The sequence below is a fragment of the Streptomyces speibonae genome, from assembly GCF_984686075.1.
The window spans coordinates 5745572-5763351 of sequence record NZ_OZ480260.1 but is presented as its reverse complement, the minus strand read 5'-3'; the positions used below and the strand labels follow the sequence as shown (position 1 = coordinate 5763351).

Annotated in this window: 11 protein-coding genes and 1 pseudogene; 3 read left to right on the top strand and 9 right to left on the bottom strand. The window is 73.8% G+C overall.

Annotated elements, in window-relative coordinates:
• Window positions 1-29 precede the first annotated feature (29 nt).
• The 6 genes from AC5L3C_RS25725 to hrcA form a co-directional block, all read right to left on the bottom strand.
• Window positions 30-3236: a S41 family peptidase gene (locus tag AC5L3C_RS25725; protein ID WP_493651126.1), complete on the bottom strand. Its 3207-nt coding sequence runs from the start codon at window positions 3234-3236 to the stop codon at window positions 30-32.
• A gap of 46 nt (window positions 3237-3282) precedes the next feature.
• Entirely contained in the window at window positions 3283-3819 is a 537-nt protein-coding gene (locus AC5L3C_RS25720) for a hypothetical protein (protein WP_493651125.1), read from the bottom strand.
• 211 nt (window positions 3820-4030) lie between these two features.
• Complete coding sequence (locus AC5L3C_RS25715) at window positions 4031-4780, bottom strand: 16S rRNA (uracil(1498)-N(3))-methyltransferase (RefSeq protein ID WP_493651124.1); 750 nt, start codon at window positions 4778-4780, stop codon at window positions 4031-4033.
• The gene (locus AC5L3C_RS25710; RefSeq protein ID WP_493651122.1) at window positions 4777-5850 is read right to left on the bottom strand and encodes a nitronate monooxygenase; all 1074 of its coding nucleotides are present in this window, start codon (window positions 5848-5850) and stop codon (window positions 4777-4779) included. The genes AC5L3C_RS25715 and AC5L3C_RS25710 overlap by 4 nt, the downstream gene beginning before the upstream one ends.
• A gap of 490 nt (window positions 5851-6340) precedes the next feature.
• Window positions 6341-7480 (bottom strand): molecular chaperone DnaJ, encoded by a 1140-nt coding sequence (gene dnaJ, locus AC5L3C_RS25705; protein WP_493651120.1) that lies wholly within the window; start codon window positions 7478-7480, stop codon window positions 6341-6343.
• Window positions 7480-8496 (bottom strand): heat-inducible transcriptional repressor HrcA, encoded by a 1017-nt coding sequence (gene hrcA / locus AC5L3C_RS25700; RefSeq protein ID WP_493651118.1) that lies wholly within the window; start codon window positions 8494-8496, stop codon window positions 7480-7482. Before hrcA ends, dnaJ begins: the two co-directional genes overlap by 1 nt.
• 164 nt (window positions 8497-8660) lie before the next feature.
• Here hrcA and AC5L3C_RS25695 point away from each other — a divergent pair, with 164 nt between their 5' ends.
• Window positions 8661-9395 carry an MBL fold metallo-hydrolase gene (locus AC5L3C_RS25695; protein WP_493651116.1) on the top strand — a complete coding sequence of 245 codons (735 nt, stop codon included), beginning with the start codon at window positions 8661-8663 and terminating at the stop codon, window positions 9393-9395.
• A gap of 34 nt (window positions 9396-9429) precedes the next feature.
• A complete protein-coding gene (locus AC5L3C_RS25690) occupies window positions 9430-10242 on the top strand; it encodes a DUF3097 domain-containing protein (RefSeq protein ID WP_493651115.1) in 813 nt (270 codons plus the stop codon).
• Here the strand turns inward: AC5L3C_RS25690 and AC5L3C_RS25685 are convergent.
• The 3 genes and pseudogenes from AC5L3C_RS25685 to AC5L3C_RS25675 form a co-directional block, all read right to left on the bottom strand.
• A pseudogene (locus AC5L3C_RS25685) lies at window positions 10220-10495 on the bottom strand (Uma2 family endonuclease); the annotation flags it as partial. The gene AC5L3C_RS25690 and the pseudogene AC5L3C_RS25685 sit on opposite strands and share 23 nt — an antisense overlap.
• A gap of 22 nt (window positions 10496-10517) precedes the next feature.
• Complete coding sequence (gene hemW, locus AC5L3C_RS25680; RefSeq protein WP_493651113.1) at window positions 10518-11750, bottom strand: radical SAM family heme chaperone HemW; 1233 nt, start codon at window positions 11748-11750, stop codon at window positions 10518-10520.
• A gap of 40 nt (window positions 11751-11790) precedes the next feature.
• Complete coding sequence (locus AC5L3C_RS25675; protein ID WP_493651111.1) at window positions 11791-14778, bottom strand: SpoIIE family protein phosphatase; 2988 nt, start codon at window positions 14776-14778, stop codon at window positions 11791-11793.
• Between the two features lie 236 nt (window positions 14779-15014).
• Between AC5L3C_RS25675 and AC5L3C_RS25670 the strand changes: the two genes are divergently transcribed.
• A complete protein-coding gene (locus tag AC5L3C_RS25670; RefSeq protein ID WP_493651109.1) occupies window positions 15015-17714 on the top strand; it encodes an erythromycin esterase family protein in 2700 nt (899 codons plus the stop codon).
• Window positions 17715-17780 lie beyond the last annotated feature (66 nt).

Genomic DNA, 17780 nt, shown 5'->3' with positions numbered 1-17780 from the left:
GTACCCGCGGGCCGTCGCCCGTTCCCCGCTCACGGCAGGGCCGGCGGCTCCTTCGCGGGCGACGTCTCCAGCGCGGCGAGCGCCAGCCGCACCGCCTCGTCCAGTTGTACGTCCCGGCCCGCCGCGTGGTCCTGCGGCCGCTGCACCACCTCGACGTCCGGGTCGACGCCGTGGTTCTCCACGCCCCAGCCGTACCCCTCCAGCCAGAAGGCGTACTTCGGCTGGGTCACCAGCGTCCCGTCGACCAGCCGGTAGCGGCTGTCGATGCCGATCACGCCGCCCCAGGTCCGGGTGCCGACCACCGGTCCGATCCCGAGCGCCCGGATCGCCGCGTTCACGATGTCGCCGTCGGACCCGGAGAACTCGTTGGCGACGGCGACGACGGGCCCCCGGGGCGCGTCCCGCGGATAGCTCTCCGCCCGCATGCCGCGCGGCAGGTCCCAGCCGACGATCCGCCGGGCCAGCTTCTCCACCACCAGCTGCGAGGTGTGCCCGCCCCGGTTCTCCCGCACATCGACGATCAGCCCCTCGCGCAGCACCTCCACCCGTAGGTCGCGGTGGATCTGCGCCCAGCCGGGCGCCTGCATGTCGGGCACATGGATGTAGCCGAGCCGCCCGCCGGACCGCTCCAGCACGTACGCCCGCCGGTCGGCGACCCACGCGTGGTAGCGCAACGGCTCCTCGTCGGAGAGCGGCACGACCACCGCGTGCCGCGGCTCGCCGCCGCCCGCGGGCGACACGGTCAGCTCGACGGGCTTGCCCGCCGTGCCCACCAGCAGCGGCGCCGGTCCGGTCACCGGGTCGACCGCCTGCCCCGCGACGGCGACGATCGCGTCCCCGACGCGTACGGCGACGCCCGGCGCGGCCAGCGGCGAGCGGGCGTCGGGGTCGGAGGTCTCCGTGGGCAGGATCCGGTCCACCCGCCAGCTGCCGTCCTCGTGGCGGGAGATGTCCGCGCCCAGCAGTCCCTGCCGCGGACCGTCGCCGACGTACCCGCGCGGGGTGACGTAGGCGTGCGAGGTGCCGAGCTCGCCCTGCACCTCCCACAGCAGGTCCACCAGGTCGTCGTGGGTGGCGAGCCGGCCGAGCACGGGCCGGTAGCGGTCCAGCACCCCGTCCCAGTCGACCCCGCTCATGTCGGGACGCCAGAAGTTGTCCCGCATGATGCGGCCGTTCTCGTCGAACATCTGGCGCCACTCGGCGGCCGGGTCCACGAACTGCCGGATGCGTCCGAGGTCGACGGTGATGTTGCTGTCGCTGTCGTCGTCACCGGAGGCGCGCCGGTCGCTGGGCACCACCTTCAGCCGTCCGTCGGTCCACAGCAGCACCCGCTTGCCGTCGCCGCTGACCTCGAAGTGGTCGGCGCCCACGGCGAGATGCTCGATGCGCTGCTGGGCGAGGTCGTAGCGCTCCAGGTCGGTCTTGGGGTCGGGGTCGTCGGGCGTGGCCCGGGACGCGCCGAGCACGCCCCGCACCGGGTGCCGCAGCCACAGCACCCCGTCCTTGGCGGCGCGCAGGTTGGTGTAGCGGGCGGCCTCGACCGGGAACGGCACGATGCGGTCGGCGAGGCCGTCGAGGTCGATACGGGTGGTGGGGGTGCCCTCGCTGTCGGGTGTCTCGTCGCGGTCCGGCGTCTCGAAGGGGCGTCCGTGCCGCTGCGGCCCGAAGGGGGACGGGGTGGTCGCCGCGAGGGTGATCAGATGCGGGCGGACCCCTTCGACGAAGGCGAGGTCGAAGACGTGCTCGTCGTAGACCGGGTCGAAGGAGCGGCTCGACAGGAACGCCAGGTGCTTGCCGTCGAGGGTGAAGGCGGGCGCGTAGTCCTGGAAGCGCAGCGGGGTCGCCTCGGTGACCGACAGGTCGGTGGTGTTGGCGAGGCGGAGCTGGCTGAGCGGGCGCGGGCCGGGGTGGGCCCAGGCGAGCCAGGCGGAGTCGGGCGAGAAGACCAGCCCGGAGACGTCGCCGTCCTCGCTGCGGTCGACCTCCCGGACCTCGCCGGTCTCCCGCTCGACGAGGAGGAGCCGGCCGTCATGCGAGGCGATCGCGGCGCGGCTGCCGTCGGGCGCCATGGCGAGCTCCACCACCCGGCCGAGCTGCCCGGCGGCGAGCCGGCGCGGAGTCGCCCCGGGGGCGAGGCCCGTGGCGGGGGCGAACTCCAGGGCGTCCTCGCCCTCGGCGTCGGTCACCCACACCACCCATTCCTCGCCGTCCGTGCGGAAGGTGCGGGGGCGGCGGGCCCGTACGCCCGGTGTCGCGGCGAGCGCGCGGGCGGGACCGGAGCGGTGGGTGACCCAGTGGACGGTGCCGCGCACACAGACGGCGCTGCCGCGCGCGGTGTGGTCGGGGGAGGCGGAGCCGAACCAGCGGGCCGCGTTCACCGGGTACGGCGTCAGGTCGACGCGCTGCCCGCCGAGCCGGATGTCCAGGCGGCGCGGCTCGGCCCCGTCGAGGTCGTCGAGGATCCACAACTCGCCGGCGCTGGAGTAGACGACACGGGTGCCGTCGGTGGCGGCGTGGCGGGCGTAGAAGCCTTCGAGGGGGGTGTGCCGGCGCAGGTCGGAGCCGTCGGCGAGGGAGGAGTACAGCGCTCCGGTGCCCTCGTGGTCGGAGAGGAACGCGATCCTGTCCCCCGCCCACAGCGGGTACTCGATGTTCCCGTCCAGGTCCTCGTGCAGCCGTACGAACTCGCCGTCGCCCTCGCGGTCGATCCACAGCTTGCCCGCGGTGCCGCCCCGGTAGCGCTTCCACCACGCCGCCTCGCGGCCCATCGGCGCGGACAGCAGCACGGTGTGCGGGCCCTGGGCGACGTCGCCGACGGGGCCGTAGGGGAGGGTGGTGGCGGGGCCGCCGTCGAGGGGGACGGCGCGGACCCAGGTGCGGCGCAGGCTGGCCTGGCCCTGGGTGCTGATCGCCAGGACCCGTCCGTCCGCCGTCCAGCCGCGCACCTGGGTCTTGAGGCTCCCCCAGTGGGTCAGCCGGCGCGCGGGTCCGCCGTCGACGGGCGCGACGTGCACCTCGGGGGCGCCGTCGCGGGTGGAGGTCCAGGCGACGGTGGTGCCGTCGGGCGAGATCCTCGGATGGTTCACCGGCACGTTGTCGGCGCTGACCCGCCAGGCGCGGCCGCCGTCGAGCGGGGCGAGCCACACGTCGTCCTCGGCGGTGAAGGCGACCAACTCGCCGTGCGGATGCGGAAACCGGAGGTAGGCGGCGGATGCGACCGATGCAGGCTGTGTCACCCGATCACCCTATGCAGGAGGGGGCTCTCCTGGACAGGGGTTCCGATCACTTGCCCTCGACGGGGCGACAGGACGGGTACTGGTCGCACCACACGGTCGTCGTGACGGTCACGGTGACGGCGGGGCGGGGGCCGTCGCCGCCGCTCTGCGTGGGCTGGTTCACCCGGGGCGGTGAACTGCCGTCGCAGTTGCCCAGGCCGTCGACGCGGAACACCTGCTTCCCGTCCACCTTCGCGGTGAGGTTGCCGCGCACGCAGGCGCCGTTGATGGCGTGCGTGACCTCGCCGGTGACGGTGATCTCCTTGCCGCTCCCGGTCTCGCCCTGGCAGTCGACGGAGGCGGCGGCGTCCTGGTCGCCCTGGTCGTCACCGAAGGACGCGGTGCAGCTCAGCCAGCGTACGTCGGCCTTCCGGTCGTTGAGCGCGTCGGTCACGGCCTCGTCGGTCGTGATCGCGATGGCCGCGGAGCTCAGTCCGCCGCCCTCGCAGGCCGCGACGCCGGTCACGGCGACCGCGGCGAAGCTTACGGCGGCCGCCCGCCGCGCCCAACGTGCCCCTCGCGGAGCCCTGTTCATCGCCCGCATGCACGGCAGCCTGCCACCGCCCCGGCGAAGGCGGTAGGGCGCATACGGCCACACTGAGTGCCCCGGGGGCGCTGCAATTCAGCCCCTCCGGCGTTTGAGGAGCGGGGTCCGGGGCGGAGCCCCGGGGCGGGACGGGAAGGGGTGGCGGGGCGGGACGGGAAGGGGCGGCGGGGCGGGACAGGAAGGGGTGGCGGGGGCGAAAACACCCCCCTTACGACCACCGGCCCGTACGCCCCAGCAGCAAGGCCGCCGCGGCCGTCCCCGCCGTCGACGTGCGCAGCACGCTCCGTCCCAGCCGGTACACCCCCGCACCGGCCCCCTCGAACAACGCCAGCTCCTCCGGCGACACCCCGCCCTCCGGCCCGACGACCAGCACGATGTCCCCCGACTCGGGGAGCTCCGCCGCGGCCAGCGGCTCCGCCCCGCTCTCGTGCAGCACCGCCGCGAACTCCGCTTCGGCGAGAAGTGGGACAACCTCCTTGCTCGTCACCGCGTCCGCGACCGACACGAACCGCACCCGCCGTGACTGCTTGCCCGCCTCCCGCGCCGTCGCCCGCCACTTCGCCAGCGACTTCAGCCCGCGCTCGCCCTTCCACTGCGTGATGCACCGCGCCGCCGCCCACGGCACGATCACGTCGACGCCGACCTCGGTCATCGTCTCCACGGCCACCTCGCCCCGGTCGCCCTTGGGCAGGGCCTGGACGACGGTGATCCGGGGCAACTCCTCGGGCTCCTCGGTCACTTCACCGAGCCGTACGATCAGCCGATCCTTGCCCTCGGTGCCCTCCACCTCGCCCTCGGCCCAGCGCCCCGCGCCGTCGGTGAGGACGACGTGCTCACCGGCCCGCAGCCGTTTCACGGAGACGGCGTGCCGTCCCTCGGGACCGTCGAGCACGTACCGGCCGGTGCCACCCTCGGCCGGAGCGCCGAAGTCGTCGACGACGAACACCGGCGCGGTCATCGGACGCCTCCCACCGACAACGACGTCCGGGCGGCGGCGAGTTCGGCCGCCAGGACCTCCACCAGCTGCCCGGCCGGCAGCTCGCGGGCCATGCGGTGGCCCTGGCCCGCCCACAGCGCGAGCCCCTGCGGGTCACCGGCCTTCGCGGCGGCCTTGCGCAGGGGCGCGGTGAGATGGTGGACGTCCGGGTAGGCGGCCGGCGCGTACGGGCCGTGCTCGCGCACGAAGCGGTTGACCAGGGCACGGGCCAGGCGGCCGGAGAAGGCGCGGGTCAGCTCGGTGCGGGTGTACAGGGGGCTGGTGAGGGCCTGCTTGTGCAGGGCGTGCGCGCCGGACTCGTGGGCGGCGAGGAAGGCGGTGCCGAGCTGGGCCGCGGCCGCGCCCGCCGCGAGGACGGCGGCGATCTGGGCGCCGCGCATGATGCCGCCTGCGGCGACGACCGGGATGCCCACGGACTCATGGACCTGCGCGACGAGGGACAGCACGCCCAGTCCTGAGCCCGCCGCCTCCGGGAGGTCCCGGTGGGTGCCCTGGTGGCCGCCGGCCTCGACGCCCTGCGCGATCACCGCGTCCGCGCCGGCCCGTTCCACGGCGCGGGCCTCCTCCGCGGTGGTGGCGGTGACCAGCGTGAAGGTGCCGACGCGGCGCAGCGACTCCAGCACCTCGCGGGAGGGCACGCCGAAGTGGAACGACACCACCGGCACCGGGTTGTCCAGCAGCACGGCGAGCTTGGCGTCGTAGCCGTCGTCGCGGCCGCTGTCGGGGTCGCCGAGTTCCGTCTCGTACCAGGAGGCCTCGCCGGCCAGCTGATGGGCGTAGACGCCGACCGCGGCGGGGTCGGCGGTCTCCGGCTGCGGCAGGAAGAGGTTGACTCCGAAGGGCCGTGCGGTCAGCCCTCGCAACTGCTTGATCTCCTGGTACATCCCGTCCGCGGTCTTGTACCCGGCGGCCAGGAAACCGAGCCCGCCCGCCTCGGACACGGCCGCGGCGAGCTGTGGCACGGCGACACCGCCCGCCATCGGCGCCTGCACGATGGGGTGCGGGAAGAGATCGGTCGGTACGGAGGACATGACGGCATGTTGTCACGTCCCCCGGCCAACTCCGAATCGTCCCTTCCCCTTGGCATAAGCCACTTTTCGGCAGGGCCGCGGACACGAGCCCCACGGCCGTCCGCAGACGCCGTCACCGCCCGTTGAACGCGTCCTTCAACCGCGAGAACAACCCCTGCTGTCCGGGCTGACTGTGCCCACCCGGGGGCCGACCCCCGGACCCCCAGCAGCACACCACCACGACCCCGGCGCCACCCGGTCACCGCCCGTTGAACGCATCCTTCAACCGCGAGAACAACCCCTGCTGCCCAGGCTGACTGTGCCCACCCGGGGGCCGACCCCCGGACCCCCAGCAGCACACCACCACGACCCCGGCGCCACCCGGTCACCGCCCGTTGAACGCATCCTTCAACCGCGAGAACAACCCCTGCTGCCCAGGCTGACTGTGCCCACCCGGGGGCCGACCCCCGGACCCCCAGCAGCACACCACCACGACCCCGGCGCCACCCGGTCACCGCCCGTTGAACGCATCCTTCAACCGCGAGAACAACCCCTGCTGTCCGGGTTGGAACTGCCCCGTCGGGCGTTCCTCGCCGCGGAGTTTGGCCAGTTCGCGCAGGAGGCGTTCCTGTTCGGGGTCGAGCTTGGTCGGGGTCTGGACCTCGACGTGGACGATGAGGTCGCCCCGGCCGCCGCCGCGCAGGTGGGTGACGCCCCGGCCGTGCAGCGGGATCGACTGGCCGGACTGGGTGCCGGGCCGGATGTCGACCTCCTCCATGCCGTCCAGCGTCTCCAGCGGCACCTTGGTGCCGAGGGCCGCCGCGGTCATCGGGATGGTGACCGTGCAGTGCAGGTCGTCGCCGCGCCGCTGGAAGGTGGCGTGCGGGAGTTCGTGGATCTCCACGTACAGGTCGCCGGCCGGGCCGCCGCCGGGTCCGACCTCGCCCTCGCCGGCCAGCTGGATCCGGGTGCCGTTGTCGACACCGGCCGGGATCTTGACCGTGAGCGTGCGCCGGGAGCGGATGCGTCCGTCGCCCGCGCACTCCGGGCACGGGGTGGGGACGACGGTGCCGAAGCCCTGGCACTGCGGGCAGGGGCGGGACGTCATGACCTGGCCCAGGAAGGACCGCGTGACCTGCGAGACCTCACCGCGGCCGCGGCACATGTCACAGGTCTGCGCGCTGGTGCCGGGCGCGGCGCCCTCGCCGTTGCAGGTGGTGCAGACGACCGCCGTGTCGACCTGGATGTCCTTGGTGGTGCCGAACGCGGCCTCGTCCAGCTCCACCTCGATGCGGATCATCGCGTCCTGGCCCCGGCGGGTGCGCGAGCGCGGCCCGCGCTGCGACGCCGTGCCGAAGAACGCGTCCATGATGTCGGAGAAGTTGCCGAAGCCGCCGGCTCCGAAGCCGCCCGCGCCACCGCCGCCGCCGGCCTGCGAGAGCGGGTCGCCGCCGAGGTCGTAGACCTGCTTCTTCTGCGGGTCCGACAGCACCTCGTAGGCGGCGTTGATCTCCTTGAACCGCTCCTGCGTCTTCGGATCAGGATTGACGTCCGGATGCAGCTCGCGGGCGAGCCGCCGGAAGGCCTTCTTGATCTCCTCCTGCGACGCGTCGCGGCGCACGCCGAGTACGGCGTAGTAGTCCGTGGCCACTACGACTCCGCCAGGATCTGTCCGACGTACCGTGCCACTGCGCGTACCGCTCCCATCGTTCCCGGGTAGTCCATGCGGGTCGGTCCGACCACGCCGAGCTTGGCAACAGCCTCGCCGCCCGAACCGTAGCCGACCGACACGACGGACGTTGAGTTGAGTCCTTCGTGGGCGTTCTCATGACCGATTCGGACGGTCACGCCCGGATCCTTCGCCTCGCCGAGCAGCTTGAGGAGCACGACCTGCTCCTCCAGCGCCTCAAGGACGGGCCGGATCGTGAGGGGGAAGTCATGTCCGAAGCGGGTGAGATTGGCGGTACCGCCGATCATCAGCCGCTCCTCGTTCTCCTCGACGAGCGTCTCCAGGAGGGTGGAGAGCACCGTGGAAACCGTACCGCGGTCCTCGGCCTCGAAGCCCTCCGGGAGGTCCTCCACCAGACTCGGCACATCCGTGAACCGGCGGCCCGCTACCCGGCTGTTCAGCCGCGCCCGCAGGTCCGCCAGGGACGACTCGCCGAACGGCGCCGGGCAGTCGACCATGCGCTGCTCGACCCGGCCGGTGTCCGTGATCAGCACCAGCATCAGCCGCGCGGGCGCCATCGACAGCAGCTCCACGTGCCGCACCGTGGACCGGGTCAGCGACGGGTACTGCACGACGGCGACCTGCCGGGTGAGCTGCGCGAGCAGCCGTACGGTCCGGGCGACCACGTCGTCGAGGTCGACGGCGCCCTCGAGGAAGTTCTGGATGGCGCGCCGCTCGGGCGCGGTCATCGGCTTGACGCCGGCGAGCTTGTCGACGAACAGCCGGTAACCCTTGTCGGTGGGGATGCGCCCGGCGCTGGTGTGCGGCTGGGCGATGAAGCCCTCCTCCTCCAGGGCCGCCATGTCGTTGCGCACGGTGGCCGGGGAGACGCCGAGGTTGTGCCGCTCGGTGAGCGCCTTGGAGCCGACCGGCTCCTCGGTGCCCACGTAGTCCTGGACGATGGCGCGCAGTACCTGGAGCCTGCGTTCACTGAGCATCGCGCACACCTCCAGTAGCTGTCCGCCCGGTCATGTCTCTGGCACTCTTCGCACGCGAGTGCCAGACTTCCCCGGCCCAGTGTACGGCCGGGGGGTACGCACCGGGCAAGGCCGGTCCCGCCGCCCGTCGTGCCGGGCGGCGGTGTCCTCGATAGCGTCCCGTCATGACCGTGACTTGGGAAGAGTCGGGATGGGAGCAAGTGGCGCCGGGGGTGGGCCGGCGCCGGCTGCCCGGGTGGGACTGCACGGCGGGGCTCGTGGTGGGGTCGGGCGGCGTGCTGCTCGTCGACGCGGGGTCCGCGCCGGCGGAGGGCGCACGGTTGCGGGCGGAGGCGCAGGCGCTCACCGGCCGCCGTGTGACGCATCTCGCGCTCACCCATCCCCACTTCGACCACATTTTCGGGGCGGGGGCCTTCGCGGGCGCGGAGGTGTTCGGCGCGGTGGGCATGGACACCGTGCTGACGGCGCGGGGGCGGGCGGAGCTGCGCGCGGACGCGGTGCGCCACGGGCTGGACGCGCGGGTCGCGGAGGAGGCGGTGGACGCGCTGGTCCCGCCCCGGCACATGGTGAGCGGCGAGTGGACGCTCGACCTGGGGCCGGCGGGCGACCGGCCGGTGCTGCTGGCGAACGTGGGCCCGGGCCACACCGCCCACGATCTCGTGGTCCTGGTCCCCGGCGACCCGGAGGTGGTGTTCTGCGGCGACCTGGTGGAGGAGTCCGGGGAGCCGCAGGCCGGGCCCGACGCCGTACCGGAGCGGTGGCCGGCCGCGCTGGACCGGCTGCTGGCGCTGGGCGGCGAGGACGCGCGGTACGTGCCCGGTCACGGAGCGGTGGTCGACGCGTCGTTCGTGCGGGCCCAACGCGACGCGCTGGCACGGCGTTTCGGCGTGTCGGACTGATCACGGCGGGCGAAATCCTCGTATCGTCGCGGGAATGCGCCAGTACTCCGCCGATCTGACCCCTCCGTGGAAGAAGCCGCAGCCCGTCCCGGAGGTGGCCGCCGAGCCCGGGCTGGTGGTGGAGGAACCCGGCTCCGGCTTCTGCGGCGCGGTGATCCGCTGCGAGGCGGGGACGGTGACGCTGGAGGACCGCTTCGGCAAGCACCGGGTGTTCCCGCTGGAGCCGCGGGGGTTCCTGCTCGAGGGGCGCGTGGTGACGCTGGTGCGGCCGGCGTCCGGCCCGGCCCGGCCCACCCGTACGGCGTCGGGGTCGGTGGCCGTTCCCGGCGCACGGGCGCGGGTGGCCCGCGCGGGGCGCATCTACGTGGAGGGGCGGCACGACGCCGAGCTGGTCGAGAAGGTGTGGGGCGACGACCTGCGGATCGAGGGGGTGGTCGTGGAGTACCTGGAGGGTGTGGACGACCTGCCGTCGATCGTGGCGGACTTCGCGCCCGGTCCGGACGCGCGGCTGGGCGTGCTGGTGGACCATCTGGTCCCCGGCTCCAAGGAGTGGCGCATCGCGGAGTCGGTGACGAGCGAGCACGCCCTGGTGGTGGGCCACCCGTACATCGACATCTGGGAGGCGGTGAAGCCGGCGTCGGTGGGGATCGAGGCCTGGCCGCGGGTGCCGCGGGGGCAGGACTGGAAGACGGGGGTGTGTGCGGCGCTGGGGTGGCGGGTGGCTCACACGGGAGAGGCGTGGCAGCGGATCCTGGGCTCGGTGCGCACGTACAAGGACCTGGAGCCGGAGCTCCTGGGGCGGGTGGAGGAGCTGATCGACTTCGTCACGGGTGGTGATGTGGCTTGACACCCTTGTAGGTACCGAACTCGGTGGTGTCCAGCTCGACGCCCAGCTGTTCCAGTGGCAGCGGCGCCCCGAATCGAGTGACCCGCTGGACCTGATAGTCGGCACCCTCGCCGCGCCCGGCCGGCTCCGAGTAGAGGACGCACTGCGCCATGACCGGGTCGATGATCAGGTAAGCGGGCACTTCACCTGCGGCGTAGATCAGACGTTTGACGCCGTAGTCCCTGTCCACGCTGGTCTTCGAGACCACTTCCACAGTGATTCACTCCGCCGAGTGATCAGTCCACCAGGTCCCTGACCACCGCATCCGCCAGCAACCGGCCGCGCAACGTCAGCACGGCCCGCCCCGCCTCGTACGGACCCTCCTCGAGCAGCCTGTCCGCGCGTGCACGGCGCGAAGCCGCCAGTCCGTCCTCCCGCAGCAGCGACAGCGGTACGCCTTCCCGCAGCCGCAGTTCCAGCAGGATGCGCTCCACCCGCCGGTCCTCGTCCGACAGGACCTCACGCCCCGCCCCCGGCGACCGTCCGCCGGCCAGCGCCGCCGCGTACGCGCCCGGGTGCTTGACGTTCCACCACCGCACCCCGCCCACGTGCGAGTGCGCGCCCGGGCCGGCGCCCCACCAGTCCGCGCCGCGCCAGTACAGCTCGTTGTGCAGACAGCGGCCGGCGTCCGACGTGGCCCAGTTCGACACCTCGTACCAGTGGAAACCGGCCGCCGACAGCATCTCCTCGGCGATCAGGTACCGGTCGGCGTGGACGTCGTCGTCCGTCATCGGCACCTCGCCCCGCCGGATCCGGCGCGCCAGCTGCGTCCCCTCCTCCACGATCAGCGCGTACGCGCTCACGTGGTCCGGCCCGGCCCCGACCGCCGCGTCCAGGGACGCCCGCCAGTCCGCGTCGGACTCCCCCGGCGTGCCGTAGATCAGGTCGAGGTTGACGTGCTCGAAGCCCGCCGCCCGTGCCTCGGCGACGCACGCCTCCGGGCGCCCGGGGGTGTGGGTGCGGTCCAGCACCTTCAGCACGTGCTGCCGGGCGCTCTGCATACCGAAGGAGACCCGGTTGAAGCCGCCCTCCCGCAGCGCCGCGAGATACGCCGGGTCGACCGACTCGGGGTTCGCCTCCGTCGTCACCTCCGCGTCCGCCGCCAGCCCGAACTCCTCCCGGATCGCCCCCAGCATCCGCACCAGGTCGCCGGCGGCGAGCAGGGTCGGCGTACCGCCGCCGACGAACACCGTGCGGACCGGACGCGGGTCGTCGCCCAGCACCTTGCGCGCCAGGCGGATCTCGTCGATCAGGGTCTCGGCGTAGTTGTCGCGGGAGGCCAGCACACCGCCGGTGCCGCGCAGCTCGGTCGCGGTGTAGGTGTTGAAGTCGCAGTAGCCGCAGCGGGTGGCGCAGTACGGGACGTGCAGGTAGAAGCCGAGGGGGCGGTCGGCGGCCCCGGCGAGCGCGGACGCGGGCAGCGCGCCGTCGGCGGGGACGGGCTCGCCGTCGGGGAGTGCGGAAGGCATGTGCTCCATTGTCCCGCACCGGGCGGGTCACTCCGCCGGGTCACTCCGCCTGGAGCACCAGCAGGGCGAGATCGTCAGCGGGCGGGCGGGCGCCGAACTCGTGCACGAGCTGGGTGATCCGTTCCGCTATCAGCTCGGCCTCCATCCCCGCGCAGCCCGCCAGGGCCGTGGCGAGCCCGTCGCCGTCGTCGAACTGGCGGGAGCCCGAGCGCCGCTCGGTGACCCCGTCGGTGACGCAGAGCAGGGTGTCGCCGGAGTACATCTCAAAGGTCTCACTGGTGTACGCCGCATCCTCGACCACGCCGAGCAGGGTCTGCGGCTGCGCCACCGGGCGGACGCCGCCGTCGGGGTCGAGCAGCAGGGGCAGGGGGTGTCCGGCGGAGGCGAGGGTGCAGCGGACGCCGCCGGGGAAGGGGACGAGCTCGCCGTAGAGGAGGGACAGGAAGCGGGTCTGGGGGCCGTCGCCGGGGGCGGTGGGACGGGCGCCGGCGGCCACCAGCGCGCGGGCGGCGGCGTCGGCGGCCTCCGTGGCGTCGTCGAGGAGGAGCTGGTTGAGGCGGTCGAGGACGTCGGCGACGCGGTAGCCCTCGCGGGCGAGCAGGCGCAGCCAGGGCCGGGCCAGGCCGATGACGACGGCCGCCTCCGGGCCCTTGCCCTGCACATCACCGACGGCGAAGCACCAGCGGCCTCGGCCGGCCGGGAAGAGGTCGTAGAAGTCGCCGCTCGGGCCGCCCTTGTCGCAGGGCTCGTAGACGAGCGCGCTGCGCACGCCGGGGATCTCGGCGACGGCGCCGGGCAGCAGGCCGCGCTGGAGCACGGCGCTGATGGTCGCCTGGCGGGCGTACTGCCGGGCGGCCCCGATGGCGAGGGCGACCCGCCGGCCGAGGTCCTCCACGAGGCCGGTGATCTCGTCGGGGAAACGGTCGATCCCGCCCCGCCCGATCACCAGCGTCCCGAGCGGCCGCCCGCCCGCGACGAGGCGGTAGGCGAGAGCGGTGCCGGCGCCGCCGTCGTCCGGCGGTGCGTCGCACCCGTCGTCGTCCGGTCCGTCCAGGGCGGCGCCCGGCCACGTGTACGGCACGGGGCCGGAACGTAATGGGTCGCCGGGGTGGGGCGGCCGCTGTTCCAGGGCGCGGCTCAGGCCCTCGATGCGGTTCTCGCTGGCGTGCCACACGCGGGCGAGACGGGGACCGCCCGCCCGCCAGCCGGCGTGGCCGGTGGCCTCGTCCTCCAGCCACACGGCACACCAGTCGGCCAGCCGGGGCACGATCAGCTGTCCGGTGAGGGAGGCGACCAGGTCCTCGTCCAGCTGACCGGCGAGCAGGTCGGAGGCCTCGGCGAGGAAGGAGAGGGCACCGCGCCCCAGCCAGGTACCGTCCCGCCCGTGCCGCCGCGCCAGCCAGTCGTCCCCGTACGACCCCCCACGCCAGGCATCCCGGCCCCCCACGAGCACCGGCTCCCGCAAGCCCTCCACGTCACGCGGACCACCAACGTCTTGCACATCCCGCACGACGAACGCCTCCGCGAAGCCCCGCGCAACATGCGGCTCGCTCGAATCCCCGGGGGCCCGCGGACCTGCCGAGCCCTGCGCGGCATGCGGGCCGCCCGGATCCACGGAGGCATGCGGACCCTCCAAACCCCGCACGGCATGCGGGCCTTCCGAGCCCCGCAGGGCTTCCGGCTCGCTCGGGTCCCAGGAGGCACCCAGGTCTGCCGAACCCTGCGCGGCGCGCGAGCCGTCCGGATCTCGGAGCGCGTGCGGCGCGGCCGAGCCCTGCACGGCATGCTTCTCTGCCGAACCCCGCAGGGCATGCGGCTCGCTCGGATCTCCGCTGGCATGCAGGTCTGCTGAACCCTGCGCGGCATGTGGAACGTCCGGATCCACGGAGGCATGCGGACCCTCCAAGCCCCGCACGGCGTGCCGGCCTTCCGAGCCCCGCACGGCGTGCGGCTCGCTCGGATCCCAGGAGGCGGAGGCACCCAGGTCTACCGAACCCTGCGCGGCATGCGGGCCGTCCGGATCCCTGGGGGCATGCTGCTCTGCCGAGCCCCGCACGGCATGCGGGTCAGCCGAACCCCACACGGCATGCGAACCGCCCGGATCCACGGAGGCATGCGGACCCTCCAAGCCCCGCGCGGCATGCGGGTCAGCCGAACCCCACACGGCATGCGAACCGCCCGGATCCACGGAGGCATGCGGACCCTCCAAGCCCCGCGCGGCATGCGGGTCAGCCGAACCCCGCACGGCATGCGAACCGCCCGGATCCACGGAGGCATGCGGACCCTCCAAGCCCCGCACGGCGTGCCGGCCTTCCGAGCCCCGCACGGCGTGCGGCTCGCTCGGATCTTCGTCGGCGGGCAGGGCTGCCGAACCCCGCGCACTGTCCGGGCCCTCCGAGACCCGCCCGGCGTCCAGGTCCCCCGAGCCTCGCGCGGCGCGCGCGTCTGCCGGACCCCGCGTGCCGCGCGAATCCGGGGTGGGGGTTTCGGGCACTCGCAGGTCGTGTGCCGAGGCGTGCGCCTCGGTCTGTTCGCCCGCCGCGCGCTCCCCCGGGGACAGTCGCGCCCAGACGGTCTTGGTGCCCGGGCGGTAGGTGATCCCCCAGGACTCCGAGAGCGCGGCGACCAGGCGCAGGCCGCGGCCGAACTCGGAGGTGGCGTGCGCCGGCGGCACCTCCGGTTCGTCGCCGCGCGGGGCGCGGGAGGGGTGGTGGTCGGCGACCTCGACGACGAGTGCGCCGGTGTCCTCCTCCAGCCGGCAGATCAGGCGCACGTCGGTACCGGCGTGCACGACGGCGTTGGTGACCAGCTCGCTGGCGACGAGCGTGGCGTCGTCACCGACGCGGCCGGTGAGCCGGCCGGCGCCGGGCACCGGGAGCCCGGCCCACTCGGTGAGCGTCTTGCGCAGCAGGGCCCGTGCGGCACCGGGGGCAAGGGGACTTCCGGACAGGGTCGCTTCCACCCGCGTACGCCCGCGCGCGTCGGAGACACGCGGGGCGGTCTCCCGCTGGGTCGGAATGGCCCGCATGGGCGGCTCCCCGGGCAGTTCGTACGAAGAGAACTCGATCGCTGGTGACAGGGTGACAGACAGACCCCACCCATAAGCAAGCAGTTACCGAAGTGGCCGCCGGGGAGGGGACCCCTCCGGCACACCTGATCAAGATCGGTCGAAAAGTCGTCAACTTTCGGCCACGGACCGCGCCGTTGCTCCGCACGGGTGACCTACGGAGCGCGGTACGGGACCCGGCCGGGGAAGCTGGCGCCATGGCCCCTTCCTTCATACGGCGGCTCGCCGTGGCGCTGCTCGTGGGGTTCGTCGTCGTACCCGGTGTGTCCGCGGCGACCCCGGCGGGCGGAAGAACCGGAACCTGGCGCGGCGGACCCGTCCCGGCCGCCGGCGACCCCCTGCCGGCCCTCGAGCAGGCCGCCCGCCCCCTGCGCACCGTGGAGGCCACCGGCCCCCTCGACGACCTGCGCCCCTTCGGACAGGCGGTCGGCGACGCCGTGCTGGTCGGCATCGGCGAGGCCGCCCACGGCTCCCGCGACTTCGTCACCTTCAGGCACCGGGCCCTGCGGTACCTGGTCGAGGAGAAGGGCTTCCGCTCCTTCGCCCTGGAGGCCAACTGGAGTGCCGGGATCCGCCTGGACGATCATCTGCTCACCGGTCGCGGCGATCCCGTCCGGATCATGGCCGAGGAGTTCCAGAACGCCTTTCTGCTGCTGCACAGCCAGGACTACCTGGACATGATCCGCTGGATGCGCGCGTACAACGTCGCCCACCCCGACGACCCGCTGCGCTTCACCGGCAGCGACAGCAGTTACGCCGGACCGGACATGTACGACCGGGTCATCGACCACCTCCGGCGGGCCCACCCCGACCTGCTGACCGACGTCACCGAGCTGTACCGCGGACTGCGTCCCACCGTGCCCGTCGGCGAGTGGATGCGCGCCGCCTCGACCGCACCCCTGGACGAGCGCCGTGACCGCGCCGAGCGCACCGGCCGCGTCCTGGCGCTGCTCCGCGCCCGCGAACCCGCCGGTGCCGGCCACGCCGACCGCACCGAGCACGCCTGGGCGCTCCGGCACGCCACCGTCATCGACCAGGTGGCCCGCCTGTACGCCTTCGATCTCACCGACCCCGAGGACGTGGCGGCGGCCATGATCCACCGGGACACGGCCATGGCGGAGAACAGCCTCTGGTGGCACCGCCACACGGGCCACCGGATGGTGCTCGGCGGCCACAACAGCCACCTGTACACCCGCACCTCCAACCCACTCCTCCCCGTCACCCAGGGCGAGGTGCTCCGGCGGCGACTGGGCGAGGGCTACCTGGCGGTGGGGCTCTCCTTCGACCGGGGCGCCGTCCACGCCACCGAAGAGGGCCTGCAGAACCCGGTCGACGCGGACGTCAGGCGGTTCGCGGTGGAGCCCGCCGCTCCCGGCACCCTCGAACACACCCTGGACCGGGTGGGGCACCGCGACTGGTTCATGGACCTGCGCACCGCACCGGCCGCCGCCCGCGCCTGGCTTGGCACCACCCTGCCCAAACGGGAGATCGGCACGGATTACCCCCCGCCCGGCGACCGCGTCACCATGCTCGCATCGGCGGACCTGCTGGTGCACCTGCACGAGATCCGGCCGAGCCGGCGGCTCGACCGGGAGGCGTCCGCACAGCGCGCCCGCCCGCCGGCCGGGTCCGCCGACCCGCTGCCCGCCCTGCAGCAGGCCGCCCGCCCCCTGCGCACCGTGCAGCCCACCGGCCCCCTCGACGACCTGCGCCCCCTGGGCGACACGGTGGGCGACGCCCGGCTGGCCGGCATCGGGCAGGCCGCGCACGGCGGCCACGAGTTCCTCGCCTTCCAGCACCGGGCGTTCCGGTACCTGGTCACGGAGAAGGGCTTCCGCTCCTTCGTCCTCGAGGCACCGTGGAGCACCGGGCTCCGCCTGAACGACCACGTGCTCACCGGCCGCGGCGACCCCGCCCGGATCATGTCCGAGGAGCTGCACAACGCCTACCTCTTCATGCACACCCGGGAAATCCTGGACACGGTCCGCTGGATGCGCGCGTACAACGTCGCCCACCCCGGCGACCCGCTCCGCTTCGCCGGCAACGACAGCAGCTACGCCGGACCGGAGCTGTACGACCGGGTCACCGACCACGTCCGGCGGGCCCACCCCCATCTGCTGCCCGCCGTCACCGAGCTGTACCGGGGACTGCGTCCCACCGCGCCCGCCGGCGCGTACATGGAGGCCTACATCGAGGAACCACTGGCCGTGCGGCGGGAGAAGGCCGAACGCACCGGCCGCGTCCTGGAGTTGCTGCGCGCCCAGAGCCCCGCCGGGCGGAGCGGGACCGCCGACGAGCACGACCTGGCGGTGCAGAACGCACACGCCGTCGACCAGGTCGCGCGCCAGTACGCCTTCGACTACGACGACCCGGCCGACGCACGCGAGGCCATGGCCTACCGCGACACGCTGATGGTGGAGAACACCCTGTGGTGGCTCCGGCAGACCGGTGACCGGACCATGCTGGCCGCCCACAACGGCCACGCGTACCTGGAGGGTTACACCCCCGACTACCCCCTCATCCAGGGCGGCCTGCTCCGCGCGGCGCTGGGCGACGACTACCGCGTGGTGGGCCTGGCCTTCGGGCACGGCTCCTTCCACGCCACCGACGCGGGCGTCAGCGAACCCCGCGACGAGGACGTGAAGGTGTTCCACGCGGGGCCGCCCGCCGCCGGGACGGTCGAGCACACCCTGGACCGGGTGGGCGGCCACGCCTGGTTCCTCGACCTGCGCACCGCGCCGCCCGCCGCCCACGCCTGGCTGGACACGCCCCGGCCCAAACGCGAGATCGGCACGCACTGGCCCCGGGACCCGGACCCGGTCGACCTGGTCCGGTCGGCGGACGCGGTGGTGTACGTACCCGGGATCCGGCCGAACCTCCTGCTTCCGCGGGTCTGATGACCCGCGGCGCCGGCGACGGGAAAGGGGCGGGTCCCGGGACCCGCCCCTTCATCGTCCGTCTCG

Excerpts from the sequence above, each read along its gene's own strand:
- AC5L3C_RS25720 (WP_493651125.1), bottom strand. The coding sequence starts at position 3,819 with ATGCGGGCGATGAACAGGGCTCCGCGAGGGGCACGTTGGGCGCGGCGG.
- AC5L3C_RS25715 (WP_493651124.1), bottom strand. The coding sequence starts at position 4,780 with ATGACCGCGCCGGTGTTCGTCGTCGACGACTTCGGCGCTCCGGCCGAG.
- AC5L3C_RS25710 (WP_493651122.1), bottom strand. The coding sequence starts at position 5,850 with ATGTCCTCCGTACCGACCGATCTCTTCCCGCACCCCATCGTGCAGGCG.
- hrcA (WP_493651118.1), bottom strand. The coding sequence starts at position 8,496 with ATGCTCAGTGAACGCAGGCTCCAGGTACTGCGCGCCATCGTCCAGGAC.
- AC5L3C_RS25695 (WP_493651116.1), top strand. The coding sequence starts at position 8,661 with ATGACCGTGACTTGGGAAGAGTCGGGATGGGAGCAAGTGGCGCCGGGG.
- AC5L3C_RS25690 (WP_493651115.1), top strand. The coding sequence starts at position 9,430 with ATGCGCCAGTACTCCGCCGATCTGACCCCTCCGTGGAAGAAGCCGCAG.
- hemW (WP_493651113.1), bottom strand. The coding sequence starts at position 11,750 with ATGCCTTCCGCACTCCCCGACGGCGAGCCCGTCCCCGCCGACGGCGCG.
- AC5L3C_RS25675 (WP_493651111.1), bottom strand. The coding sequence starts at position 14,778 with ATGCGGGCCATTCCGACCCAGCGGGAGACCGCCCCGCGTGTCTCCGAC.
- AC5L3C_RS25670 (WP_493651109.1), top strand. The coding sequence starts at position 15,015 with ATGGCCCCTTCCTTCATACGGCGGCTCGCCGTGGCGCTGCTCGTGGGG.